At 65.8% G+C, this 24440-nt stretch carries 19 protein-coding genes; 18 read left to right on the top strand and 1 reads right to left on the bottom strand.

Translation table 11 applies throughout. The features are described 5' to 3' along the window. The first annotated feature begins 268 nt into the window (after positions 1-268). Positions 269-2344, top strand: a complete 2076-nt coding sequence (locus tag DIE08_RS23640; RefSeq protein ID WP_124903836.1) for a molybdopterin-dependent oxidoreductase — start codon at positions 269-271, stop codon at positions 2342-2344. A 136-nt stretch (positions 2345-2480) separates the two neighbouring features. After that, positions 2481-4154, top strand: coding sequence for a long-chain fatty acid--CoA ligase (locus tag DIE08_RS23635; RefSeq protein ID WP_124903830.1), 1674 nt, complete (start codon positions 2481-2483; stop codon positions 4152-4154). Positions 4155-4534: 380 nt separating this feature from the next. On the opposite strand, the gene DIE08_RS23630 is transcribed toward DIE08_RS23635, so the two are convergent. After that, positions 4535-5692, bottom strand: a complete 1158-nt coding sequence (locus tag DIE08_RS23630) for a porin (RefSeq protein ID WP_124624679.1) — start codon at positions 5690-5692, stop codon at positions 4535-4537. Between the two features lie 277 nt (positions 5693-5969). Between DIE08_RS23630 and coq7 the strand changes: the two genes are divergently transcribed. From coq7 to ftsZ, 16 genes are all read left to right on the top strand, one after another. Then, positions 5970-6596, top strand: a complete 627-nt coding sequence (gene coq7 / locus DIE08_RS23625) for a 2-polyprenyl-3-methyl-6-methoxy-1,4-benzoquinone monooxygenase (protein WP_059608158.1) — start codon at positions 5970-5972, stop codon at positions 6594-6596. A 387-nt stretch (positions 6597-6983) separates the two neighbouring features. Next, positions 6984-7412 (top strand): division/cell wall cluster transcriptional repressor MraZ, encoded by a 429-nt coding sequence (gene mraZ / locus DIE08_RS23620; protein WP_006400450.1) that lies wholly within the window; start codon positions 6984-6986, stop codon positions 7410-7412. 23 nt (positions 7413-7435) lie between these two features. Then, entirely contained in the window at positions 7436-8377 is a 942-nt protein-coding gene (gene rsmH, locus DIE08_RS23615) for a 16S rRNA (cytosine(1402)-N(4))-methyltransferase RsmH (RefSeq protein WP_059608159.1), read from the top strand. Beyond that, complete coding sequence (gene ftsL / locus DIE08_RS23610; RefSeq protein WP_124903828.1) at positions 8374-8715, top strand: cell division protein FtsL; 342 nt, start codon at positions 8374-8376, stop codon at positions 8713-8715. Before rsmH ends, ftsL begins: the two co-directional genes overlap by 4 nt. Beyond that, the gene (locus DIE08_RS23605) at positions 8712-10559 is read left to right on the top strand and encodes a penicillin-binding protein 2 (RefSeq protein ID WP_124624691.1); all 1848 of its coding nucleotides are present in this window, start codon (positions 8712-8714) and stop codon (positions 10557-10559) included. Before ftsL ends, DIE08_RS23605 begins: the two co-directional genes overlap by 4 nt. Next, positions 10556-12094, top strand: a complete 1539-nt coding sequence (locus DIE08_RS23600) for a UDP-N-acetylmuramoyl-L-alanyl-D-glutamate--2,6-diaminopimelate ligase (RefSeq protein ID WP_124903826.1) — start codon at positions 10556-10558, stop codon at positions 12092-12094. The genes DIE08_RS23605 and DIE08_RS23600 overlap by 4 nt, the downstream gene beginning before the upstream one ends. After that, the gene (gene murF, locus DIE08_RS23595) at positions 12091-13497 is read left to right on the top strand and encodes a UDP-N-acetylmuramoyl-tripeptide--D-alanyl-D-alanine ligase (protein ID WP_124903824.1); all 1407 of its coding nucleotides are present in this window, start codon (positions 12091-12093) and stop codon (positions 13495-13497) included. Before DIE08_RS23600 ends, murF begins: the two co-directional genes overlap by 4 nt. 16 nt (positions 13498-13513) lie before the next feature. Further along, positions 13514-14683, top strand: coding sequence for a phospho-N-acetylmuramoyl-pentapeptide-transferase (gene mraY / locus DIE08_RS23590; protein ID WP_059681765.1), 1170 nt, complete (start codon positions 13514-13516; stop codon positions 14681-14683). A 28-nt stretch (positions 14684-14711) separates the two neighbouring features. Further along, positions 14712-16220 carry a UDP-N-acetylmuramoyl-L-alanine--D-glutamate ligase gene (gene murD, locus DIE08_RS23585; protein ID WP_124903822.1) on the top strand — a complete coding sequence of 503 codons (1509 nt, stop codon included), beginning with the start codon at positions 14712-14714 and terminating at the stop codon, positions 16218-16220. Next, positions 16217-17500: a putative lipid II flippase FtsW gene (ftsW, locus tag DIE08_RS23580; protein ID WP_059528582.1), complete on the top strand. Its 1284-nt coding sequence runs from the start codon at positions 16217-16219 to the stop codon at positions 17498-17500. Before murD ends, ftsW begins: the two co-directional genes overlap by 4 nt. Continuing rightward, entirely contained in the window at positions 17497-18600 is a 1104-nt protein-coding gene (murG, locus tag DIE08_RS23575) for an undecaprenyldiphospho-muramoylpentapeptide beta-N-acetylglucosaminyltransferase (protein WP_059608166.1), read from the top strand. Before ftsW ends, murG begins: the two co-directional genes overlap by 4 nt. Further along, positions 18597-19994: a UDP-N-acetylmuramate--L-alanine ligase gene (gene murC / locus DIE08_RS23570; protein WP_059608167.1), complete on the top strand. Its 1398-nt coding sequence runs from the start codon at positions 18597-18599 to the stop codon at positions 19992-19994. Before murG ends, murC begins: the two co-directional genes overlap by 4 nt. A 1-nt stretch (position 19995) precedes the next feature. Further along, the gene (locus tag DIE08_RS23565; protein ID WP_059608168.1) at positions 19996-20937 is read left to right on the top strand and encodes a D-alanine--D-alanine ligase; all 942 of its coding nucleotides are present in this window, start codon (positions 19996-19998) and stop codon (positions 20935-20937) included. A 19-nt stretch (positions 20938-20956) separates the two neighbouring features. Then, positions 20957-21709: a cell division protein FtsQ/DivIB gene (locus tag DIE08_RS23560; protein ID WP_057926855.1), complete on the top strand. Its 753-nt coding sequence runs from the start codon at positions 20957-20959 to the stop codon at positions 21707-21709. 26 nt (positions 21710-21735) lie between these two features. Then, positions 21736-22968, top strand: coding sequence for a cell division protein FtsA (gene ftsA, locus DIE08_RS23555; RefSeq protein WP_006752447.1), 1233 nt, complete (start codon positions 21736-21738; stop codon positions 22966-22968). Positions 22969-23160: 192 nt separating this feature from the next. After that, positions 23161-24357: a cell division protein FtsZ gene (gene ftsZ, locus DIE08_RS23545; RefSeq protein WP_059608169.1), complete on the top strand. Its 1197-nt coding sequence runs from the start codon at positions 23161-23163 to the stop codon at positions 24355-24357. Positions 24358-24440: the final 83 nt, after the last annotated feature.

The raw sequence follows: 24440 nt of genomic DNA, 5'->3' as shown, positions 1-24440 counted from the left end.
TCGGGCGCACGATGCAAAGCAGCAGTTTTTAACCTCGGACTCTAACTGCAGTTCGGACTAAAACCGGGGGCAGGTCAAAGGTACTTTTCACACCCGCCCCCGCGTCCGTATCGTCGCATCGGCAGTTCGGAGCCGGTCCAGCGTCGACATTTTTCATCCGTTATTCCAGTCTTTTCGCTGAACAGGCGGGAAATTCGTGCGAAATGAGGTCTTAGTCGGTCCATCCTCGTAAAATTTGCGAACCTCCACCCCAGTCGCATCCAGAATGATGAACGTCGCCACTCAGATAGCTCGGGCCGTTTGCCCGCACGATTGTCCGGACACTTGCGCGATGCGCGTGACCGTCGAAAACGGCCGTGCGATCAAGGTCACGGGTGATCCCGACCATCCGCCCACGCAGGGCGTGTTGTGTACGAAAGTCAGCCGATATGCCGACCGCGTCCATCATCCCGACCGGCTCACCGTGCCCCTCAAGCGCATCGGCGCGAAGGGGGAAGGGCGCTTCGTGCCGATCAGCTGGAGTGAAGCACTTGACGAGATCGGTCGTCGTCTCGGGGAAATAGCTGCGCGTGCGCCGGAGGCGATTATGCCGTACAGCTACGCGGGAACGATGGGACTCGTGCAGGGCGAAGGCATTGCGCAGCGGTTCTTCCATAAACTCGGTGCGTCCCGGCTTGAGCGGACCATCTGCGCCGCGGCCGGTGCAGCAGGCCTGCGCTATACGTATGGCGGAAGCATCGGTATGCATCTCGAGCATTTCGAGGAAAGCGAGCTGATCCTGATCTGGGGCGCCAACCCGATCGCATCCAGCCTGCATTTCTGGACCCGAGCGCAGGAAGCCAAGCGTCGAGGCGCCCGTCTGGTCGCAATCGATCCCTACCGTTCGCTGACGGCGGAGAAATGCCATCAGCACTTCGCGCTGAAGCCGGGCACCGACGGCGCGTTCGCGCTCGGCATGATGCATGTGCTGATTACCGAAGACCTGCTCGATCACGACTACATCGCGCGTCATACGCTCGGCTTCGATGCGCTCAAGGCGCGAGCCCTGTCCTATCCGCCGGAGCGTGTCGCCCAGATCTGCGGCATCGAAGTGTCGGAACTGATCGAACTCGCACGTCGTTACGGCGCGACCCGCAAGGCGTCGATTCGCCTCAATTACGGCATGCAGCGTGTGCGCGGTGGCGGCAATGCCGTGCGTGCGATTGCGAGTTTGCCTGCGCTGACAGGCGCGTGGCGCGACCGGGCCGGCGGGCTGCTGCTGTCGTCGTCGGAATTCGCTCCGGTCAATCAGTCGGCGCTGCTGCGTCCGGATCTGATGCCAGGCTGGCCACACAAACTGCCGCGCATCATCAACATGAATGCGATCGGCGATGCACTGCTGCATCCGGGTGACGCCACCTTCGGGCCGAAGGTCGAAGCGGTGATTGTCTACAATTCGAATCCGGTCGCGGTCGCGCCCGACTCGTCGAAAGTCGCCGCCGGGTTCGCGCGCGAAGATCTGTTCACGGTCGTTCTCGAGCACTTCAAGACAGATACGGTCGATTTCGCCGACATTGTGTTGCCTGCCACGACGCAACTCGAGCATCTCGACGTCCACAAGTCATACGGCCACACCTATGTGATGGCGAATCTACCGGCGATTCCGCCAGTCGGCGACGCACGGCCGAACACGGAAATCTTTCGCGGCATCGCACGCAGCATGGGGCTCGACGAGCCCGCGCTTTATCACAGCGACGAAGAGGTCGCGCAGATGGCGCTCCGTTGGGACGATCCGACGCTCGACAGCGATTGGGAGACGTTGAAGCGGGCCGGCTGGCTGAAGCTCAAGGTGGCGGACGCGCCTTTCGCGAATGGCGGCTTCCGCACACCGTCCGGCAAATGCGAGTTCTACAGTGCGCGACTCGAGCAGATGGGCATGGACCCGGTGCCCGATTATCTGCCGCCGTTCGAATCGGCGGAGGCCGCCCCTGAACTCGCCGCTCGTTATCCACTGGCGATGATTTCCCCGCCGGCCCGCCACTTCCTGAACAGCACGTTCGTGAACGTGGACAGCCTGCGCAGTACGGAAGGCCAGCCGCACCTCGATATACACCCGGCCGACGCCGACGCGCGCGGCATCGGGGAGGGCGACATCGTGCGCATCTTCAACGACCGCGGATCGATGCAGGCGGTCGCGAGAGTGACCGATCGGGCGCGGGCAGGGCTCGTCGTCGGACTGTCGATCTGGTGGAAGAAATTGTCGGCGGATGGACGGAACGCGAACGAGGTGACGAGCCAGGCGCTGACCGATCTCGGCAACTCGGCGACGTTTTATGATTGTCTGGTGGAAGTTGAGCGGATTTGACCGAACTTCTTGATATGATCAGACAAATATATTCGAAAGTTCGAAGTGGGCATCTAACCCGGTTGTCTCGGCAAGGACGAGCCGCTACGATGCGTTTTAGCACGACCATTCGAAAATCTGTGAGGAGACGCGCAGTATGAACAAAATTTGGCTGAAATCGTACCCACCCGGCGTTCCAGCCGAAATTGACGCGTCCCCGTATCCTTCCATCCCGGATCTCCTCGACGAAAGCTTCAAACAGTATCGTGACCGCAAGGCGTTCGTCTGCATGGGCAAGAGCATCACGTACGGCGAACTCGATGCGCTGTCGCGCCAGTTCGGCGCGTGGCTGCAGTCGCGCGGCCTGCAGCGCGGCGCGCGCGTTGCGCTCATGATGCCGAACGTACTGCAGTACCCGGTAGCGATCGTCGCGGTGCTCCGCGCGGGCTTCACCGTCGTCAACGTCAACCCGCTCTATACGCCGCGCGAGCTCGAACATCAGCTGAAGGACAGCGGGGCGGAGGCGATCGTTATCCTCGAGAATTTCGCGTCGACGCTGCAGGCCGTCATCGCCAACACCGCGGTCAAGCATGTGGTGGTCGCGTCGATGGGCGATCTGCTGGGCATCAAGGGCTGGCTCGTCAATTACGTCGTGCGCAACGTGAAGAAGATGGTGCCGGCCTGGCAGCTTCCGTCGTACACGCGCTTCAAGGCCGCGCTGTCGGAAGGTGCGCGGCAAACCTTCAAGCCGCAGAAGCTCGGCCCCGACGACGTCGCGTTCCTCCAGTACACGGGCGGTACGACCGGAGTCGCGAAGGGGGCGACGCTGTTGCACCGGAACATCGTGTCGAACGTGCTGCAGGCTGGCGCATGGCACCATCCCGCGCACGAGAAGTACCCCGAGGTGAAGCAGTTCGTGACGGTCGTCGCGCTGCCGCTCTATCACGTGTTCGCGCTGACGGTCTGCGGCTTTCTGACGATGCGCACGGGCGGCATGGGCATCCTGATCCCGAATCCGCGCGACATCGGCGGGATGATCAAGGAGTTGAAGGGTTACCAGATCTCGACGATTCCGGCCGTCAACACGTTGTACAACGCGCTGCTGAACCATCCCGAATTCAACCAGCTTGACCTGTCGAAGCTCGTGATCGCCAACGGCGGCGGCATGGCGATCCAGGAAGGCGTCGCGAAGCGCTGGTATGAGAAGACCCATACGGCGATCGTCGAGGGCTACGGCCTGTCGGAGACCTCGCCGGTCGCGACCTGCAACCCGGTAACCGCGACCGAATATAGCGGGACGATCGGCCTGCCGCTGCCGTCGACAGAAGTGGCCATCCGCGATGACGCAGGCAACGACGTCGCGCTCGGCGAGCCGGGCGAGATCTGCATCCGCGGGCCGCAGGTCATGGCCGGCTACTGGAACCGTCCGGACGAAACCGCGAAGGTCATGTTCCCGGACGGTTTCTTCAAGACCGGCGACGTCGGCGTGATGGACGCACGCGGTTACGTGAAGATCGTCGACCGGAAGAAGGACATGATCCTGGTATCGGGTTTTAACGTGTATCCGAACGAGGTCGAGGACGTGGTGGCGTCGCACCCGGGCGTGTTCGAGGTGGCGGCGGTCGGCGTGCCGGACGAGCACTCGGGCGAAGCCGTGAAGCTGTTCGTCGTGAAGAAGGACCCGGCGCTTACCGACAAGGACATCCTCGCGTACTGCAAGGAGCGGCTCACTGGCTACAAGCGGCCGAAACTCGTCGAGTTCCGCACGGAACTGCCGAAGACGAATGTCGGCAAGATCCTGCGGCGCGAACTGCGCGACGGACGCGCGTAACACCGAAGTCGAACGAACGAGCCCGGCCAAAGCCGGGCTTTTTTATTCGTGGTGTCGGCACCGAGGTTGCCGCGCCGTGGTTCGACGGTCGCAGGAACGGCACGCGTTCTACCGGGATGCGCCGTGGCTGACGGAGCGGCTCGACCGGATCGCCGGCGGCGGCTGCGATCCGCGATTCGCGACTCGCATCGCGCGATACCACGACGCATGCTGCCCGCCGGCAGCGGTGGCATTCCCGTCGATGAGCCGTATGGGCCGGTTCGCCGCCGTGAATGGGCCGTCCGGCGATCGCCCTGTTCGCCGCTCACCGCTTCGCAGCCGCAAAAGAAAAAGGCGCCCGAAGGCGCCTTCAATATGCTGCGGCTTGTCAGGCAAGCTGATTAGAACTTGTGACGGATGCCGACGCGCGCTGCGACCTGGTTGCTGGTGCTCGACGGGTCGAGACCGTTGATCGACGCATGTGCCTGAACGACGTTGCCTGCCGAATCGAGCGTGTTGCCCGACGCATGCTGGTACACACCGATCACGTAGACGTCCGTGCGCTTGGACAGGAAGTAGTCGACGCCCAGCGAGCCTTGGTGGTACTTGGCTGCCGAGTTGCCGTCGATCTTGCTGCCTTGCGTGTAGTCGTACGCCGCGCCGACGATCAGCGCCGGGGTCAGCTGATACTTGAAGTTGATTTCGCCGTTGTTGAACGTCGCGGTCTGGTTCACGAACGGACCGACCGAGAAGCCCTTGAACTTCGTGTTCGAGTACGTCGCGCCGATCGTCGCTGCGCCGAACGTGTACGCACCGCCCGCACCGATGACCTGGTACGTGTTCGCGCTGTTCGCATATGCGCCGTAGACCGGCGACGACACGGCCGTCGCCGCAGCCGACGCGCCGGTGTTGAACATGCCGCCGAAGTTCGCCGGCGTGCGTGCGTTCAAGTAGCCGACACCCAACACCAGCGGGCCGTTGTTGTAACCCGCGCCAAGCGACCAGACCTGGTTCTTCGAGAACTGGCCGGCTTGACCGCCGAAGCTGTACAGGCCGCCGAACGAGAAGCCGCCGTAGGTCGGGCTCGTGTACTTGACCGCGTTGTTCACACGGTATGCGTTGTTGAAGTTGTCGAGGTCGCCCGGGTGAGCAGCGATGTAGCCGCCCCACTGGTCGCCTGCCTCGAGCGGGCCGACGAAGTCGACGACGGAGTCGTACTGGCGACCCAGCGTGACCGTACCGTACTGGCTCGACAGGCCGACGTAAGCCTGGCGGCCGAACATCAGACCGCCCTGGCCCAGCTTGCCGGAGTTGACGTCAAAACCGTTTTCGAGCACGAAGATCGCCTTCAGGCCGCTGCCCAGATCTTCGGTGCCGCGCAGGCCGAAGCGGCTGCCTTGCATCACGCCGCTTGCCAGACCGTACAGGTGGCCGCCCTTGGCGTTGTTGTTGAAGATGAAGCCTTCATCGATGATGCCGTAGAGCGTCACGCTGCTTTGCGCATGAGCTGCGCCAGCAAACGCGCCCAGCGCGACGAGCGCGAGAAGCGACTTTTTCATTAACGGATCTCCAAGAATCACTGAATTTTTTTGGCGGGGCGGATAGTTATGTTGTGTTGACGGGCCCCATCAACTTCGCAAGAAGTCGCACGTAATGTAGCAAAGCCGATTTTTCCGACAAAGCGAAATGCCTTGGCGCAAGGCTGCCATGTTTCCTTTATGCAACAATGGTTAAAATCACGGGTTAACCGCAATTTCCGCTGAATAATCAAGTCGGTTACGCAGCGGAGCACGTGCCTTTGCCGCCCGCGGCAGCACACGCAGCCAGGAGAACAGGATGGTGTTGGATGAACTGATCAGCGAATTCGATCGCGGCCTGCGATCGCTGACCGGCATTAGCCGGATGAGCCGCCCGGTGCCTGCGCCGGCGGAGCCGCCGGCCGGCGAACTGACGCCCGCGGAGCGTACGCATGCCGCCGGGCTGATGCGCGTGAACCACGTCGGCGAGGTCTGCGCGCAGGCGCTTTATCAGGCGCAGAAGCTGACCGCGCGCTCGTCGTCGTCGAAGGCGATGTTCGAGGAAGCCGCGCGCGAGGAGGAAGATCATCTCGCGTGGACCGCGCATCGGCTGAAGGAGCTCGATTCGCGTCCGAGCCTGCTCAACCCGCTGTGGTACGCTGGCGCGCTCGCGATCGGCGTCGTCGCCGGAACGCTGGGCGACAAGGTCAGCCTCGGCTTCATGGCGGAGACGGAGCGCCAGGTCGAGAGCCATCTCGACGGGCACCTGTCCGAGCTGCCGGCGACCGACACGGCGTCGCGTGCGATCGTCGAGCAGATGCGGCTCGACGAGGTGAAGCACGGCAAGGCCGCGACCGATGCCGGCGGGATCGAGCTGCCGCTGCCCGCGCGGATGCTGATGCGCGCCGCATCGAAAGTCATGACGAGCACTGCATACTATCTCTGACATTCGGGCCGGGGCGGCGTGTGACGTCGCCCTGGTCCGCCGTTCCCGATACCGCCCGTTTTTTCCGCGTTTTCCCGCCCCCGAAAGCCCCGTCCGCACGCCAGTCTGGCCCGCCTTTCTCACGTATCACCTTCACAAGTTGCACTAGCTCATTCATTTATAACGATTTTTAGCATGAAGGGCCGCATGAGCATGCGCGCGTAAGTCCTTGTTCTAACTAACAAAATTCGTCAAAAAACCGGGCCGCTCCCTTGACCGTGCTAAACCCTTCCACTAAAGTGGGAGACAGTGTGAGAAAGTGTATTTTTGTGTGATTTGGCGGGCTATTCCGGCTAAATTCTTGAGCATTGAGCGGGTGCTTCGGTGCCCTGAACGGGAGAGCGGAAAGTGTTCCAAGGGGCGTCGGCGCTGACGCTCGATGCGAAAGGGCGGATGTCGGTGCCGGCTCGCTATCGCGAAGCGCTGCAAGGACAGGCAGAAGGACGGGTGACTGTGACCAAGCACCCGGACGGCTGCCTGTTGCTGTTTCCGCGCCCCGAATGGGAAGTGTTCCGCGCCAAGATCGCCGCGCTGCCGATGGACGCTCATTGGTGGCGGCGAATTTTTCTCGGCAATGCGATGGATGTCGATCTCGACAGCGCAGGCCGGATTCTCGTATCGCCCGAGCTGCGGATGGCGGCCGGACTGGAAAAGGAAGTCATGTTGTTGGGAATGGGTAGTCACTTCGAGCTGTGGGATTCGCAGACCTACATCGCGAAGGAGCAGGCAGCGATGGCGCAGGGCATGCCCGACGCGCTGAAGAACTTCACGTTCTGATTGCGGTGACGGAGACGCCCGCGATGGGAAACGAATTGCAGCATCGGACCGTACTGTTGGACGAAGCGGTCGACTCGCTCGTGACGCGGCCGGACGGCATTTATGTCGACGGCACGTTCGGGCGCGGCGGTCATAGCCGCGCGGTGCTCGCGCGGCTGGCGCCGGCCGGCCGGCTGATCGCGTTCGACAAGGATCCGAGGGCGATCGAGACGGCGCAGCGCATCGAGGATGGGCGCTTCTCGATCGTGCATGACAGCTTTGCATCGATGCGCGACGCGCTTGCGGCGCGCGGTGTCGAGAAGGTGTCGGGTGTGTTGCTGGACCTGGGCGTGTCCTCGCCGCAGGTGGACGATCCGGCGCGCGGCTTCAGCTTTCGCGCGGATGGCCCGCTGGACATGCGAATGGATCCGACGCGCGGCGAGTCGGCGGCCGAATGGCTCGCGCGCGCTTCGGTGCAGGAATTGACGGAGGTGATACGGGATTATGGGGAAGAACGGTTTGCTTTTCAGATTGCAAAGGCGCTTGTTGCTCGCCGGGCAGAGTCCGACCGTCTTGGGCCTCTCGACACCACGGGCGAGCTTGCCCAAATCGTGGGTAACGTCGTCAAAACCCGTGAGAAGGGCAAGGATCCGGCAACCCGCACCTTTCAGGCTATACGGATTCACGTCAATCAAGAGCTTGCGGACCTGCAAGTCGTACTAGACGCGGCATTGTCTTTGCTGGAGCAAGGGGGGCGGCTGGTGGTCATCAGCTTTCATTCACTCGAGGACCGGATCGTCAAGCGATTCATGCAGGCGCACGCGAGTGCGCCTGCCGTCGATCGTCGCCTGCCGATCCGTGCCGTCGACCTCCCGAGCCCGCCGCTCAAGATCATCAGTCGTCAATTCCCGAGCGAGGCGGAAGTCGCCGCGAATCCGCGCGCCCGGTCGGCCGTGATGCGCATCGCGGAGCGCGTCACGCCATGAGCCGCTTCAACATCTTCCTGCTGATCATCGTGATGGGCTGCGCGCTGTCGGTCGTCAACTCGACGAACCAGCAGCGCCAGATCTTCATCCAGCTGCAGCGCGCGCAGTCGCAGGAGCGTCAGCTCCAGCAGGACTACGCGCAGCTTCAATATCAGCAGAGCGCGCTGTCCAAGACGTCCCGCATCGAGCAGCTCGCGAACGATTCGCTGAAGATGCAGCCGATCACGACGGGCCGCACCCAGTACCTGACGCTGCCGCCGGGCGCCGCGAAGGCGATCGACGCGCCGATTCCCGCGTCGGGCGATGCGGCCAGCAAGGGCAACGGAGGCGCGCGATGAAACCGTCGCAAAAGCGCCAGGACGTGAAGTTCTCGTCGAGCCCCGTGCTCGGCGTGCACCTGCCGATGTGGCGCTCGAAACTCGTCGTGTTCCTGCTGTTCATGGCGTTCGTCGCGCTCGCTGCGCGGGCGTTCTGGATCCAGGGGCCCGGCAACGCGTTCTACCAGAAGCAGGGCGAGAGCCGCTACCAGCGCACGATCGAGCTGCCGGCAACGCGCGGCAAGATCCTCGACCGTAACGGGCTCGTGCTCGCGACGAGCCTGCCCGTGCGCGCGATCTGGGCGATTCCGGACGCCGTGCCGGACGATCTCGACGCCGGCAAGGTCAACCAGCTCGGCAAGCTCCTCGGCATGACGCCGAAGGAACTGCGCGTGAAGCTGTCGCAAGACAAGGGTTTCGTCTACGTAAAGCGCCAGGTGCCGATCGACGTCGCGGACAAGGTCGCCGCGCTCGACATTCCCGGTATCTATCAGCGCAACGAATACAAGCGCTTCTATCCGGAAGGCGAGATTACCGCTCACCTGATCGGCTTCACGAACGTCGAGGACGAAGGGCAGGAGGGTGTCGAACTCGGCGACCAGAAGATGCTGTCCGGCACGTCCGGCGTGCGCCGCGTGATCAAGGACCGGATGGGGCACATCGTCGAGGACGTCGCCGAACAGATTCCGCCGCACAACGGGACGGACGTCGACCTGTCGATCGACAGCAAGATCCAGTACATCGCGTATGCGAACCTGAAGGCCGCCGTCGAGAAGTTCAAGGCGAAGGCCGGCGCTGCGATGGTCGTCGACGTGCGCACCGGCGAGGTGCTGGCGCTCGTCAACTACCCGACGTACAACCCGAACGACCGCTCGCGCATGACAGGCGAGCAGTTGCGCAACCGGATCATGACCGACGTGTTCGAGCCGGGGTCGATCATGAAGCCGTTTACGGTGTCGCTCGCGCTCGACCTGCACCGCGTGACGCCGAACACGCTCGTCGAGACGGGCAACGGGCATTTCGTGCTCGACGGCGCACCGATCACCGACGACGCGGGTTTCGGCACGCTGACGGTCGGCGGCGTGATCCAGAAGTCGAGCAACATCGGCGCGACGAAGATCGCGATGACGATGCGGCCCGAGGAAATGTGGAATATGTATACGAGCATCGGCCTCGGCCAGGCGCCGAAGGTCGGGTTCCCGGGCGCGGTGGCTGGCCGCCTGCGTCCGTGGAAGAGCTGGCGTCGCATCGAGCAGGCGACGATGTCGTACGGCTACGGCCTGTCGGTGTCGCTGTTCCAGCTCGCGCGCGCATACACGGCGATCGCGCATGACGGCGAGCTGATGCCCGTGACCATTTTCAAGACCGACCCCAACCAGCCGGTCGTGGGTACGCAGGTGTTCAACCCGACCACCGCGCGCGAGGTGCGTGCGATGCTCGAAACGGTGGTGGCGCCGGGCGGCACGTCGCCCGATGCGGCCGTGCCGGGTTATCGCGTCGGCGGCAAGAGCGGTACCGCTTACAAGCACGAAGGCCACGGCTACACGCGCAAGTACCGCGCGTCGTTCGTCGGCATGGCGCCGATGCCGAACCCGCGCATCGTCGTCGCCGTGTCGGTCGACGAACCGACCGCCGGCAGCCACTTCGGCGGCCAGGTGTCCGGCCCCGTATTCTCGGCGATCGCGGGCGATACGATGCGCGCGCTGAACGTGCCGCCGAACATGCCGATCAAGCAGCTCGTCGTGTCCGACGACGCGCCCGGCGCGCCCGCCGCGACGGGCCCGCAAAAGCTCGCCGCGGGCGGCGGTGCGAAGCATATGATCGTATCCAGCACGACACGTAATTCACCAGGAGTTGTTCGATGAGCGCCGCTCGCAGTTCCCATCCGGCGCATCAGCAGATCGCGGCCGCGCTTGCGTGGCTGCGCCAGCATGTGGCCCCCGCGGCGCAACTGCATGCCGACACGCGCAGCCTGCAGGCTGGCGACGTGTTCCTAGGCTATGCGGTCGACGGGGCGGACAATCGCGCCTTCATTTCCGATGCCGTCGCGCGCGGCGCGGCCGCCGTGCTGTATCAGCCGGAAGGTCTCGAAGCCGCACCGGCCGTACCCGTCGCACTCGCGGTGCCGGCGCTCGACCAGCTGGCCGGCGAGATCGCCAGCGGCTGGTACGGCGACCCGAGCGACAGCCTGCTCGCCATCGGCGTGACCGGCACCAACGGCAAGACGTCCTGCACCCAATGGATCGCGGCCGCGCTGACGGCGCTGCACCAGCCGTGCGCGCTGATCGGCACGCTCGGCAGCGGCATGCCGGGGCAACTGGTGCCGACCGGCTTCACGACGCCGGACGCGCCGCAGCTGCAGCGGAGCCTCGCGCAACTGCACGACGCGGGCGCGAAAGCCGTCGCGATGGAAGTCTCGTCGCACGCATTGCATCAGGGGCGCGTGAACGGCACGGCATTCGACATCGCCGTCTTCACGAACCTCACGCAGGATCACCTCGACTATCACGTCACGTTCGACGCGTACGAAGCCGCGAAGTCGAAGCTGTTCGCGTGGCGCGGTCTGCGCGCAGCGGTCATCAATCGCGACGACGAAGCCGGCCGCCGCCTGCTCGACAAGCTGGCCGGCCGCGTGCGCACGATCGCATACGGGATCGGCGACGCGGAGGCGGCCGACGCCGATCGCGAACTGGTCGCGCTCGACGTGCGCGCGACCACGACGGGCACGGCCTTCCGTCTGCACTCGTCGTGGGGCGATGCAGACGTCGAGGTCGGCACGCTCGGCACGTTCAACGTCAGCAACCTGCTCGCGGTGCTCGGCTCGCTGCTTGCGGCCGACGTGCCGTTCGACGCGGCCGTCGCGGAGATTGCGCGGCTCGAGTCCGTCAACGGGCGCATGCAGCGCCTTGGCGGCCGGCTGCAGAACGACGAACCGCTGGTCGTGATCGACTACGCGCATACGCCCGATGCGCTCGACAAGACGCTCGACGCGTTGCGCCCGATCGCGGCGGCGCGCGGTGGGCGGCTCGTCTGCATGTTCGGCTGCGGCGGCGATCGGGATGCGACGAAGCGCCCGCTGATGGGCGCGATCGCCGAGCGGCTCGCCGACGAAGTCGTCGTCACGAGCGACAATCCGCGCAGCGAGGATCCGCAGCGCATCATCGATCAGGTCATCGCGGGGATGACCGCGCCCGATCGCGCTCGCCGCATCGAGGATCGCGCGAGCGCGATCCTGCAGGCCGTGCGCGGCGCGGCCCGCGAGGATGTCGTCGTGCTGGCCGGCAAGGGGCACGAGGCGACGCAGGAAATCATGGGCAAGAAGCGCACGTTCTCCGATCAGGATCACGCGCGGCTCGCGCTTGCGGCACGCGCGACGCACGGCAAGGGAGGCGGCGAATGACGATGCTCAGTCTCGGCGAAGCCGCGCGCCTGATTCCCGGCGCCACCGTCCGCGGCGATTCGGATACCACGTTCGAGCGCGTGTCGACGGACAGCCGCACGGTCGGTCCGGGCGACCTGTTCGTCGCGTTGAAGGGCGAGCGCTTCGACGCGCACGACTTCCTCGGCGACGTGGCCGCGCGCGGCGCAGCCGCGGCGCTCGTCGCGCACGCGCCGGCGAGCCTCGCGATGCCGGTCATCGAGGGCGGTGAAACGCGTGCCGCGCTCGGCGCACTCGCGCATGGCTGGCGCAAGCGCTTCGCGGTGCCGCTCGTCGCGGTGACGGGCAGCAACGGCAAGACGACCGTCAAGGAAATGATCGCGTCGATCTTTGCGGCTGCAGTCGGCGCCGACGCGCGGCTGGCGACGGCCGGCAACCTGAACAACGACATCGGCGTGCCGCTGACGCTGCTGCGCCTGTCGGGCGCACATCGCGTCGCGGTGATCGAGCTCGGGATGAATCACCCGGGCGAGACCGAAGTTCTCGCGCGCCTCGCGGCGCCGACCGTTGCGCTCGTCAACAATGCGCAGCGCGAACACCAGGAATTCATGGCGACGGTCGAGGCGGTCGCGCTCGAACACGCGGCCGTGATCCACGCGCTGACGCCGGACGGCGTCGCGGTGTTTCCGGCCGACGATGCGTACGCCGGTATCTGGCGTGTCGCGGCGACCGGCAACCGGATTCTCGATTTCGCGCTGCACGACGCCGAACGACAGGTCGAAGCGCAGGTCACGGGCCGTTTGCACGGCGGCGAGCTTGCGATCGACACGCCGTCCGGCCCGGTGACGGTGCGGCTGCGCGCGCTCGGCGAGCACAACGCACGCAACGCATTGGCGGCAACGGCCGCGGCACTCGCGGCCGGTATCGAGCTGGCCGCGATCAAGCAGGGGCTCGAATCGTTCGAGCCGGTCAAGGGCCGCTTGCAGGTCCGGCGAGCGGTCGTCGGCAGCCTCGCGGGCGCGACGGTCGTCGACGACACCTACAACGCGAACCCCGATTCGATGCGCGCGGCGATCGACGTGCTGGCCGCGCAACCTGAGCCGCGCGTACTGGTGATCGGCGACATGGGCGAGGTGGGCGACGAAGGCCCGGCATTTCACCGGGAGATCGGCGCGTATGCGCGCGAGCGCGGCATCGATGCGCTGTTCGCACATGGCGACGCGTCGCGTGATGCTTGTACCGCGTACGGCGACACGGCCCGCCATTTCGATGACGTCGGCGCGCTGGTGACGGCACTGCTCACTGCGGGCTACGGCGCGCAGGCGACGGTGCTCGTGAAGGGCTCGCGGTACATGAAGATGGAGCGCGTGGTCGACGCGCTGACGAAACAACCCGCGGCGGGCACGGTGCCCGCTGCACACTGAGTAGAAGGAAGGAAGCATGCTGCTGGCGCTGGCGCAATGGCTGCAAGGAGACGCAAGCTTTTTGCGCTTGTTCACGTACCTCACGTTCCGTGCGGTGATGGCCACCATCACCGCGCTGGGGATCGGGCTCGTGTGCGGACCGTGGGTGATCCGCAAGCTGACGCAAATGAAGGTTGGTCAGGCCGTGCGCAAGGACGGCCCGCAGACGCACCTGGTCAAGTCCGGCACGCCGACGATGGGCGGCGTGCTGATCCTGATCGGCATCGCGGTCGCGACGCTGCTGTGGGGCGACCTGACGAACCGTTTCATCTGGATCGTGATGCTCGTCACGTTCGGTTTCGGCGTGATCGGCTGGGTCGACGATTACCGCAAGGTCGTCCACAAGGACCCGCGCGGGATGTCGTCGCGCGAGAAGTATTTCTGGCAGTCGGTGATCGGGCTGTTCGCAGCCGTCTACCTCGCCTTCAGCGTGTCCGAAGCGAACAACGTGCGCGTGTTCGACCTGTTCATGGCATGGGTGAGGAGCGGCCTGTCGATGGGGCTGCCGGCGCGCGCCGACCTGATGCTGCCGTTCCTGAAGTCGATCAGCTACCCGCTGGGCGTGTGGGGCTTCATCGTGCTGACCTACTTCGTGATCGTCGGCGCGAGCAACGCGGTGAACCTGACCGACGGCCTCGACGGCCTCGTGATCATGCCGGTCGTGCTGGTCGGCGCGTCGCTCGGTGTATTCGCGTACGTGATGGGCAGCTCGGTCTATTCGAAATATCTGCTGTTCCCGCACATCCCGGGCGCCGGTGAATTGCTGATCTTCTGTTCCGCGATGGGCGGGGCAGGGCTCGCGTTCCTCTGGTACAACACGCACCCCGCGCAGGTGTTCATGGGCGACGTCGGCGCGCTGGCGCTCGGCGGCGCGCTCGGCACGGTCGCGGTGATCGTGCGCCAGGAAATCGTGCTGTTCATCATGGGTGGCATCTTCGTCGCGGAAACACTGTCGGTGATGCTGCAGGTGTCGTGGTTCAAGTACACGAAGAAGCGTTACGGCGAAGGGCGGCGCCTGCTGAAGATGGCACCGCTGCATCACCATTTCGAATTGTCCGGCTGGAAGGAAACGCAGGTGGTGGTGCGTTTCTGGATCATCACGCTGATGCTGTGCCTGTTCGGTCTGTCCACCCTCAAGCTGCGGTAAAGGAAAGGTAACAAGGATGTCTGGCGAGATGTTTGGAGATCGGCAGCGGCCGATGGTGCTCGTACTGGGGCTCGGGGAATCGGGTCTCGCGATCGCGCGATGGTGCGCGAGGCACGGGTGCCGGCTGCGTATTGCCGATACCCGCGAGGCGCCGCCGAACCTTGCCGCGCTGCTGGCCGAAGGCATCGATGCGGAGTTCGTCGGCGGCCCGTTCACGCCTGCGCTGCTCGACGGCGGCGTCGAGATCGTCGGGCTGAGCCCCGGCCTGTCGCCGCTCGAACCGGCACTGGCGGCGCTGATCGCGGCCGCGAACGAGCGCGCGATCGCGGTGTGGGGCGAACTCGAATTCTTCGCGCAGGCGCTGCGCGCGCTCGGCGCGAGCGGCTATCAGCCGAAGGTGCTCGCGATCACCGGCACCAACGGCAAGACCACGACGACGAGCCTCACGGGCCTGCTGTGCCAGCGTTCGGGCAAGAAGGTCGCCGTCGCCGGTAACATCAGCCCGGCGATGCTCGACCGGCTCGCGGGTGCGATCGACGATACGGCGCTGCCCGACGTCTGGGTGCTGGAACTGTCGAGCTTCCAGCTCGAGACGGCCCGCACGTTCGCGCCGGATGCGGCCGCGATCCTCAACATCACGCAGGATCACCTCGACTGGCACGGCAGCTTCGACGCCTATGCGGCCGCGAAGGGCCGGATCTTCGGCGCGACGACCACGCGCGTGCTCAATCGCGACGATGCGGCCGTGATGAAGTTCGCACCGGCCCCCGGCGCGGCCGATGCGGCGCGCACGGTCACGTTCGGCCTGAACGAACCGACGCAGGACGGCGACTACGGCCTGTCGCGCGACAACGGCATTGCGTGGCTGGTCGAAGCGGTCGACCGCGACGCGCCGGACGAGACGACGAGCCGTCGCCGCAAGCGCGACGCCGCGCATACGCCCGACATCGCGCAGAAGCGCCTGATGCCGGCTGACGCGCTGCGCATCCGCGGGCTGCACAACGCGGCGAACGCGCTGGCCGCGTTCGCGCTTGCACGCGCGATCGACCTGCCGGCCGCGCCGCTGCTGCACGCGCTGCGCGAGTACCGCGGCGAGGCGCATCGCGTCGAAGTGATCGCGACGATCGACGACGTGGACTACGTCGACGACAGCAAGGGAACGAACGTCGGCGCGACGGTGGCCGCGCTCGACGGGCTCGCGCAGAAGATCGTGCTGATCGCCGGTGGCGACGGCAAGGGCCAGGATTTCGCGCCGCTGGTTGCGCCGGTCGCGCGCTGGTGCCGTGCCGTGATGCTGATCGGCCGCGACGCGCCGGCGATTCGCGACACGCTCGCCGAAACCGGTGTGCCGCTCGCCGACCACGCGACGCTCGAAGGCGCGGTGCGTGCCGCCGCCGATCTCGCCGAGCCGGGCGATGCGGTGCTGCTGTCGCCCGCGTGCGCGAGCCTCGACATGTTCAGGAACTACGCCCATCGCGCGGACGTGTTCCGCGCGGCGGTGGATGAAATCGCCATCGACAAAGGAGCGACGCCATGAGCTGGTCCGATCGCCTCGTGTCCCGTTTCAACGACCGGCGCGACGCCGGCGGCAATGCCGCCGGCGGCCGCGTCGCGTCGGCCACGCGCGCCGCGACCGGCGGCCTCGCGAGCGTCGTGAACGGCGTTCGGCCGAGCCGCTCGCGCATGCTCGACTTCGACTACTCGCTGCTGTGGGTCGCGATCGCGCTGCTCGGGCTCGGCGTCGTGATGGTGTATTCGGCGTCGATCGCGATGCCCGATTCGCCGAAATACGCGTCGTATCACGACTACGCGTTCCTGATGCGCCACTGCGTGTCGCTCGTCGTCGCGTTCATCGCGGCGGTGATCGCGTTCCGCGTGCCCGTGTCGACCTGGGACAAATACGCGCCGCATCTCTTCCTGATCGCACTGGTCGGCCTCGTGATCGTGCTGATCCCGCACGTAGGCAAGGGTGTGAACGGTGCGCGCCGCTGGATTCCGCTCGGCATCACGAACATGCAGCCATCGGAAATCATGAAGCTCGCGGTGACGATCTACGCGGCGAACTACACGGTGCGCAAGCAGGAGTACATGCAGAGCTTCGCGAAGGGCTTCCTGCCGATGGCGTTCGCGGTCGGTCTCGTCGGCGCGCTGCTGCTGCTCGAGCCGGACATGGGCGCGTTCATGGTGGTCGCCGCGATCGCGATGGGCGTGCTGTTTCTCGGCGGCGTGAACGGCAAGCTGTTCGGCGGCCTGGTGGCGACGGCGGTCGGCACCTTCACGATGCTCGTATGGCTGTCGCCGTGGCGTCGCGAGCGGATCTTCGCCTACCTCGATCCGTGGGACGAGCGCTATGCGCAGGGCAAGGCATACCAGCTCACGCACTCGCTGATCGCATTCGGCCGCGGCGAGTGGTTCGGCGTCGGCCTCGGCGGCAGCGTCGAGAAGCTGAACTACCTGCCCGAAGCGCATACCGACTTCATCCTCGCGGTGATCGGCGAGGAACTCGGCTTCGTTGGCGTGCTGGTCGTGATCCTGCTGTTCTACTGGATCGTGCGCCGCGCGTTCGAGATCGGCCGTCAGGCGCTCGCGCTCGACCGCACGTTCGCGGGCCTGATGGCGAAGGGCATCGGCATCTGGTTCGGCGCTCAGACGTTCATCAACATGGGCGTAAACCTCGGCCTGCTGCCGACCAAGGGCCTGACGCTGCCGCTCGTGAGCTACGGCGGCTCGGGCATCCTGCTGAATTGTGTCGCGCTTGCGGTGCTGTTGCGGGTCGACTATGAAAATCGCGTACTGATGCGGGGAGGGAAGGTATGACCGCGTCGCGACGCACGCTGATGGTGATGGCAGGCGGCACCGGGGGCCACGTGTTCCCGGGGCTCGCCGTCGCGCACCGGATGGAAGCGGCGGGCTGGCGCGTCGTATGGCTCGGCAATCCGGCCGGGATGGAAGCGACGCTCGTGCCGAAGCACGGCATTCCGATGGAATACGTGCGCTTCGGCGGACTACGCGGCAAGGGCCTGAAGACCAAGCTGACGCTGCCGTTCAACCTGCTGCGCGCATGCTGGCAGAGTCTCGGCGCGCTGCGCCGCGTGCGGCCGGACGTCGTGCTCGGGATGGGCGGCTACATCACGTTCCCGGCGGGCGTGATGACCGCGCTGTCGGGCCGCCCGCTCGTGCTGCACGAACAGAATTCGATCGCCGGTCTCGCGAACAAGGTGCTCGCGAAATTCGCGAAACGCGTGCTCGTCGCGTTCCCCGGCGCACTGCCGCACGCGGAATGGACCGGCAACCCGATTCGCGCGGAACTTGCGCGCACGGAAACGCCCAAAGCACGCTATGCGTCGCGCAGCGGTCCGCTGAACGTGCTGGTCGTCGGCGGCAGTCTCGGCGCCGCCGCACTGAACGAAGTCGTGCCGCGCGCGCTGGCGCTGCTGGCGCCGGGCGAGCGCCCGCGCATCGTGCACCAGGCCGGCGCGAAGCACATCGAGGCGCTGAAGGCGAATTACGAAGCGGCTGGATTCGCCGGCGGCGACGACGTGCGGCTCGTGCCGTTCATCGACGACATGGCGACCGCGTACGCGGCGGCGGATCTCGTGATCTGCCGCTCCGGCGCGATGACGGTATCGGAAATCGCGGCGGTGGGCGTGGCGGCGCTGTTCGTGCCGTTCCCATACGCGGTCGACGACCACCAGACGACCAACGCCGCGTTCCTCGCCGATGCGGGCGCGGCGGTGCTGGTGCAACAACGCGACCTGTCGGCGGAACTGCTTGCCGACTGGCTGCGCGGCCAGTCGCGGGCGTCGCTCGCGGACATGGCGGAGCGTTCGCGCTCGCTGGCGAAGCCCGAGGCCACCGACGAAGTCGCGCGCGTCTGCGCGAAGGTGGCCGGCGCGAACCTGGAACAATTGCAATGAAACACATCGTCAAACACATTCATTTCGTCGGGATCGGCGGCGCGGGCATGAGCGGCATCGCCGAAGTGCTCGTCAACCTCGGCTACGAGGTCAGCGGCTCCGACCTGTCGCGCAACGCGGTGACCGACCGTCTCGCGGCGCTCGGCGCGCGGATCGCGATCGGGCACGACGCGGCGAACATCGAGGGCGCGAACGCGGTCGTCGTGTCGACGGCCGTGCGCTCGGACAACCCCGAAGTGCTGGCCGCGCGCCACCAGGGCGTGCCGATCGTGCAGCGCGCGGTGATGCTCGCGGAACTCATGCGCCTGAAGCAGGGGATCGCGATCGCCGGCACGCACGGCAAGACCACGACGACGAGCCTCGTCGCGAGCGTACTCGCGGCGGGCGGGCTGGACCCGACTTTCGTGATCGGCGGCCGGCTGATCAGCGCCGGCGCGAACGCGCGGCTCGGCACGGGCGACTTCATCGTCGCCGAGGCTGACGAGTCGGACGCGTCGTTCCTGAACCTGTATCCGGTGATCGAAGTCATCACGAACATCGACGCCGATCACATGGACACCTACGGCCACGATTTCGCGCGGCTCAAGCAGGCGTTCATCGAATTCACGCAGCGCCTGCCGTTCTACGGCAGCGCAGTGGTGTGCGTCGACGATCCGAACGTGCGGCAGATTATCCCGTTCATCTCGAAGCCGGTCGTGCGCTACGGGCTGTCGCCGGACGCGCAGGTGCGCGCGGAAGACATCGATGCGCGCGACGGCCGCATGCATTTCACGGTGATTCGCGAAGGGCGCGCACCGCTGGCGGTGGTGCTGAACATGCCGGGCCTGCACAACGTGCAGAACGCGCTCGCGGCGATCGCGATCGCGACCGATCTCGGCGTGGCGGACGACGCGATCCAGCTGGCGCTGGAGGAATTCAACGGCGTCGGCCGACGCTTCCAGCGCTACGGCGAGGTGCCGAGCGCGGACGGCGGCCATTACACGCTGATCGACGACTACGGCCACCACCCCGTCGAGATGGCCGCGACGATCGCGGCCGCGCGCGGCGCGTTCCCGGGCCGCCGCCTCGTGCTGGCGTTCCAGCCGCACCGCTACACGCGCACGCGCGACTGTTTCGATGACTTCGTCAATGTGCTGTCGACGGTCGACGCGCTGGTGCTGACGGAAGTCTATGCCGCGGGCGAAGCGGCGATCGCGACGGCCAACGGCGACGCGCTGTCGCGTGCGCTGCGCGCGGTGGGCAAGGTTGACCCGGTGTTCGTCGCGACGGTCGACGACGTGCCGGACGCACTGGCCAGGGTCGCGCAGAACGGCGACGTGGTGATCACGATGGGCGCGGGTTCGATCGGCGGCGTGCCGGCGAAGCTCGTGCAACACACACAACAGAAGGCATGACATGAGCGGGATCGATCCGAAACGTTTCGGCAAGGTGGCGGTGTTGTTCGGTGGCGAATCCGCCGAGCGCGAGGTGTCGCTCACCTCGGGCCGTCTCGTGCTGCAGGGCCTGCGTGACGCGGGCGTCGACGCGCATCCGTTCGACCCGGCCGAGCGGCCGCTGTCGGCGCTGAAGGACGAGGGCTTCGTGCGCGCGTTCAACGCGCTGCATGGTGGCTACGGCGAGAACGGCCAGATCCAGGGCGCGCTCGATTTCTACGGTATCCGCTACACGGGCAGCGGCGTGCTCGGCTCGGCGCTCGGCCTCGACAAGTTCCGCACGAAGCTCGTGTGGCAGCAGACGGGCGTGCCGACGCCGCCGTTCGAGACGGTGATGCGCGGCGACGACTACGCGGCCCGCGCGGCGGACATCGTCGCGAAGCTCGGCCTGCCGCTGTTCGTGAAGCCGGCGAGCGAAGGCTCGAGCGTCGCGGTGCTGAAGGTGAAGACGGCCGACGCGTTGCCCGCCGCACTGTCGGAAGCCGCGGCGCACGACAAGATCGTGATCGTCGAGAAGAGCATCGAAGGCGGCGGCGAGTACACCGCGTGCATCGCCGGCGATCTCGACTTGCCGCTGATCAAGATCGTGCCGGCCGGCGAGTTCTACGACTACCACGCGAAGTATGTCGCCGACGATACGCAGTACCTGATTCCGTGCGGGCTGCCGGCGGAACAGGAAGCGGAACTGAAGCGCATCGCGCGCCGCGCGTTCGACGTGCTCGGCTGCACCGACTGGGGGCGGGCTGACTTCATGCTCGATGCCGCCGGCAACGCGTATTTCCTGGAAGTGAACACGGCCCCCGGGATGACCGACCACTCGCTGCCGCCGAAGGCAGCGCGGTCGATCGGCATCAGCTATTCGGAGCTGGTCGTGAAGGTGCTGTCGCTTACGCTCAACGACTGACGCAGGAACGGAACGACGTATGTGGAACAACGTTCGCCAACTCAACCTTGCCGCCAGCGCGCTGTACGCGCTGTTGCTGCTCGTGTTGGCGGCGGCCGGCTGCTACTGGCTGATCCAGCGTCCGACGTTCGCGCTGCGCGAAATCCGGATCGACGGCGACACCGAGCACATCAATACGCCGACGGTGCGTGCGGGCGTGGTCGGCCGGCTGAAGGGCAATTTCTTCACGGTCGATCTCGATACGGCGCGTGCCGCGTTCGAGCAGATGCCGTGGGTGCGCCACGCGAGCGTGCGCCGGGTGTGGCCGAATGCGCTGGCTGTCACGCTCGAGGAGTACAAACCGCTCGGGACCTGGGGCAGCGCGCAGCTCGTGAGCGTCGACGGCGAGCTGTTCACCGCGAACCAGGGCGAACTGGATCAGGAACTGCCGGCGTTTGACGGCCCGGAGGGTAGTGCGAAGGAAGTCGTCACGCGGTATCGCGACTTCACGAACTGGTTTGCGCCGCTGAAGGCGGCGCCGGAAGAAGTGACGCTGTCGGCGCGCTACGCGTGGACGGTGAAGCTGTCGAACGGCATGCAGGTCGAACTGGGCAAGGAGCGCACCAGCGAGACCCTGCATGACCGGAGCCAGCGCCTCGTCGCCGCGTGGCCGGCCGTCACGGAGCGTTGGGGCAACGACATCGAGTATGCGGACCTGCGTTATCCGAACGGATTCGCGATTCGTGCGGCAGGCATGCGGTTCCTGACCGATACCGACAAGCGCAAGAAGTAACGAGAGATCACACGCAAGAGCACTTTATGAGCAAAGACTACAAGGATCTGCTGGTTTCCCTCGACATCGGCACGTCGAAGGTGGTGGCTATCGTCGCCGAGCTGAAGGGCGAAGGCCATTACGAGGTGATCGGCCTCGGCCAGAGCGAATCGAAGGGTCTGAAGAAGGGCGTGGTGGTCAATATCGAGGCCACCGTGCAGTCGATCCAGCGCGCGCTCGAGGAAGCCGAGCTGATGGCCGATTGCAAGATCACCAACGTGTTCACGGGGATTGCCGGCAGCCACATCCGCAGCTTCAACTCGAGCGGGATGGTCGCGATCAAGGACAAGGAAGTCACGCAGACCGACGTCGCGCGCGTGATCGAGACCGCGAAGGCGATCAACATCCCGACCGACCAGCAGGTGCTGCACATCCTCACGCAGGAATTCATCATCGACGGGCAGGAAGACGTGCGCGAGCCGATCGGGATGAGCGGCATCCGCCTCGAGGTGAAGGTGCACATCGTGACGGGCGCGGTCAGTGCCGCGCAGAACATCGTCAAGTGCGTGCGCCGCTGCGGGCTGGAAGTGAACGACCTGATCCTGCAGCCGCTCGCGTCGTCGCTGGCCGTGCTGACGGAAGACGAGAAGGATCTCGGCGTGGTGCTGGTCGACATCGGCGGCGGCACGACCGACATCGCGATCTTCGCCGAAGGCGCGATCCGCCATACCGCGGTGATTCCGATCGCCGGCGACCAGATCACGAGCGACATCGCGATGGCGCTGCGCACGCCGACGCCGGACGCGGAAGACATCAAGGTCGGCTACGGGATCGCGAAGCAGGCGCTCGCCGATCCGGACGAGATGGTCGAAGTGCCTGGCCTCGGCGAACGCGGCCCGCGCACGCTGTCGCGCCAGGCGCTCGCGGCCGTGATCGAGCCGCGCGTCGAGGAACTGTTCTCGCTCGTGCAGCAGGTCGTGCGCGAGTCGGGTTACGAAGAACTGCTGAGCTCCGGCGTGGTCATTACCGGCGGGGCTTCGATGATGCCGGGCATGGTCGAGCTCGGCGAAGACATTTTCCTGAAACCGGTGCGCATCGGCGCGCCGGAATACGCAGGCGGCCTCGCAGACGTGGTGCGCAATCCGCGCTACTCGACGGCGATGGGCCTGCTCGTCGAAGGCAGCGCACAGCGCATGCGCGGTCGCAAGGTCGCCGTGCAGTCCGGCAACGCGGGGCAGATCTTCTCGCGGATGAAGGAATGGTTCCTGAGCAATTTTTGAGTACCCCCACGGCTCGGCATGCCGAGCCTGCCCCCCGAGGGGGCCAAGAAAACCTGGGGCGGCCCGGCGTTTTCTTGGGGACGAACCGAATCGAAATTCGCGCCGGTGCCGGCGGCTGGCGCGCGACAGGGGGTTGCCCGATCTCCTGCCGAATAACGGCCGAGTAGTTTTATTCTCTTGACGGAGGCAACAATGGAATTCGAAATGCTGGAAACCGAAACCAACGGCACCATCATCAAGGTGGTCGGCGTTGGCGGCGCTGGCGGCAATGCCGTTCAGCACATGATCAACCGTGGCGTGCAGGGCGTCGACTTCATCGTGATGAACACCGACGCACAGGCGCTGTCGCGCGCGCGCGCACCGTCCGTGATCCAGCTCGGCAACACCGGCCTCGGCGCCGGCGCGAAGCCGGAAATGGGCAAGGCGGCGGCGGAAGAGGCGCGTGAGCGCATCGCCGACGCGCTGCGTGGCGCGCACATGGTGTTCATCACGGCCGGCATGGGTGGCGGTACGGGCACGGGCGCGGCGCCGGTGGTCGCGCAGATCGCGAAGGAGATGGGCATCCTGACGGTGGGTGTCGTCAGCAAGCCGTTCGAATTCGAAGGCGGCAAGCGCATGCGCGTCGCCGAAGCAGGCTCGCAGCAACTGGAGGATCACGTCGACTCGCTGATCGTCGTCCTGAACGACAAGCTGTTCGACGTGATGGGCGATGACGCCGAGATGGACAAGTGCTTCCAGTGCGCGGACGACGTGTTGAACAACGCGGTCGCAGGCATCGCTGAAATCATCAATGTCGATGGCCTCGTGAACGTCGACTTCGAAGACGTGAAGACGGTGATGGGCGAGCAGGGCAAGGCGATGATGGGCACGGCGACGGTCGCCGGCGTCGATCGCGCACGCCTCGCGGCGGAGCAGGCCGTGGCGAGCCCGCTGCTCGAAGGCGTCGATCTGTCGGGCGCGCGCGGCGTGCTGGTCAACATCACGTCGAGCCGTTCGCTGCGCCTGTCGGAAACGCGCGAAGTGATGAACACGATCAAGAGCTACGCGGCGGAAGACGCCACGGTGATCTTCGGTGCGGTGTACGACGACGCAATGGGCGATGCACTGCGCGTGACGGTCGTGGCGACGGGTCTGGGCCGTGCGGCGAAGAAGCAGCAATCGGCTCCGATGACGCTGCTGCGCACGGGTACCGACAACCAGCCGGTCAGCGCGATCTCGCACGGCTATGCGCAGCCGCAACACGTCAGCACGGCCGACTACGGCGCGCTCGATACGCCGGCGGTGTGGCGCAACTCGCGCGAAACCGCGGCATCGCACGTGCAGGCGCTGCAGGAGAAGGGTGTCGACACGTACGACATCCCGGCTTTCCTGCGCAAGCAGGCTGACTGACGACGCACACACAGGCGAAGCCGCGGCGCAATCGATGAGATTGCCGCGGTAACGCCGGCGTGACGGATGCCACGGACCACGAC

This window comes from Burkholderia sp. Bp9004 (assembly GCF_003858025.1).
GTDB lineage: Bacteria > Pseudomonadota > Gammaproteobacteria > Burkholderiales > Burkholderiaceae > Burkholderia > Burkholderia diffusa.
The sequence above is the reverse complement of the archived record's forward strand: the minus strand, read 5'-3'. Positions and strand labels throughout refer to the sequence as shown.

Coding starts and splice junctions, on each gene's coding strand:
- DIE08_RS23640 (WP_124903836.1), top strand. CDS start 269: ATGAACGTCGCCACTCAGATAGCTCGGGCCGTTTGCCCGCACGATTGT.
- DIE08_RS23635 (WP_124903830.1), top strand. CDS start 2,481: ATGAACAAAATTTGGCTGAAATCGTACCCACCCGGCGTTCCAGCCGAA.
- DIE08_RS23630 (WP_124624679.1), bottom strand. CDS start 5,692: ATGAAAAAGTCGCTTCTCGCGCTCGTCGCGCTGGGCGCGTTTGCTGGC.
- coq7 (WP_059608158.1), top strand. CDS start 5,970: ATGGTGTTGGATGAACTGATCAGCGAATTCGATCGCGGCCTGCGATCG.
- rsmH (WP_059608159.1), top strand. CDS start 7,436: ATGGGAAACGAATTGCAGCATCGGACCGTACTGTTGGACGAAGCGGTC.
- ftsL (WP_124903828.1), top strand. CDS start 8,374: ATGAGCCGCTTCAACATCTTCCTGCTGATCATCGTGATGGGCTGCGCG.
- DIE08_RS23605 (WP_124624691.1), top strand. CDS start 8,712: ATGAAACCGTCGCAAAAGCGCCAGGACGTGAAGTTCTCGTCGAGCCCC.
- DIE08_RS23600 (WP_124903826.1), top strand. CDS start 10,556: ATGAGCGCCGCTCGCAGTTCCCATCCGGCGCATCAGCAGATCGCGGCC.
- murF (WP_124903824.1), top strand. CDS start 12,091: ATGACGATGCTCAGTCTCGGCGAAGCCGCGCGCCTGATTCCCGGCGCC.
- mraY (WP_059681765.1), top strand. CDS start 13,514: ATGCTGCTGGCGCTGGCGCAATGGCTGCAAGGAGACGCAAGCTTTTTG.
- murD (WP_124903822.1), top strand. CDS start 14,712: ATGTTTGGAGATCGGCAGCGGCCGATGGTGCTCGTACTGGGGCTCGGG.
- ftsW (WP_059528582.1), top strand. CDS start 16,217: ATGAGCTGGTCCGATCGCCTCGTGTCCCGTTTCAACGACCGGCGCGAC.
- murG (WP_059608166.1), top strand. CDS start 17,497: ATGACCGCGTCGCGACGCACGCTGATGGTGATGGCAGGCGGCACCGGG.
- murC (WP_059608167.1), top strand. CDS start 18,597: ATGAAACACATCGTCAAACACATTCATTTCGTCGGGATCGGCGGCGCG.
- DIE08_RS23565 (WP_059608168.1), top strand. CDS start 19,996: ATGAGCGGGATCGATCCGAAACGTTTCGGCAAGGTGGCGGTGTTGTTC.
- DIE08_RS23560 (WP_057926855.1), top strand. CDS start 20,957: ATGTGGAACAACGTTCGCCAACTCAACCTTGCCGCCAGCGCGCTGTAC.
- ftsA (WP_006752447.1), top strand. CDS start 21,736: ATGAGCAAAGACTACAAGGATCTGCTGGTTTCCCTCGACATCGGCACG.
- ftsZ (WP_059608169.1), top strand. CDS start 23,161: ATGGAATTCGAAATGCTGGAAACCGAAACCAACGGCACCATCATCAAG.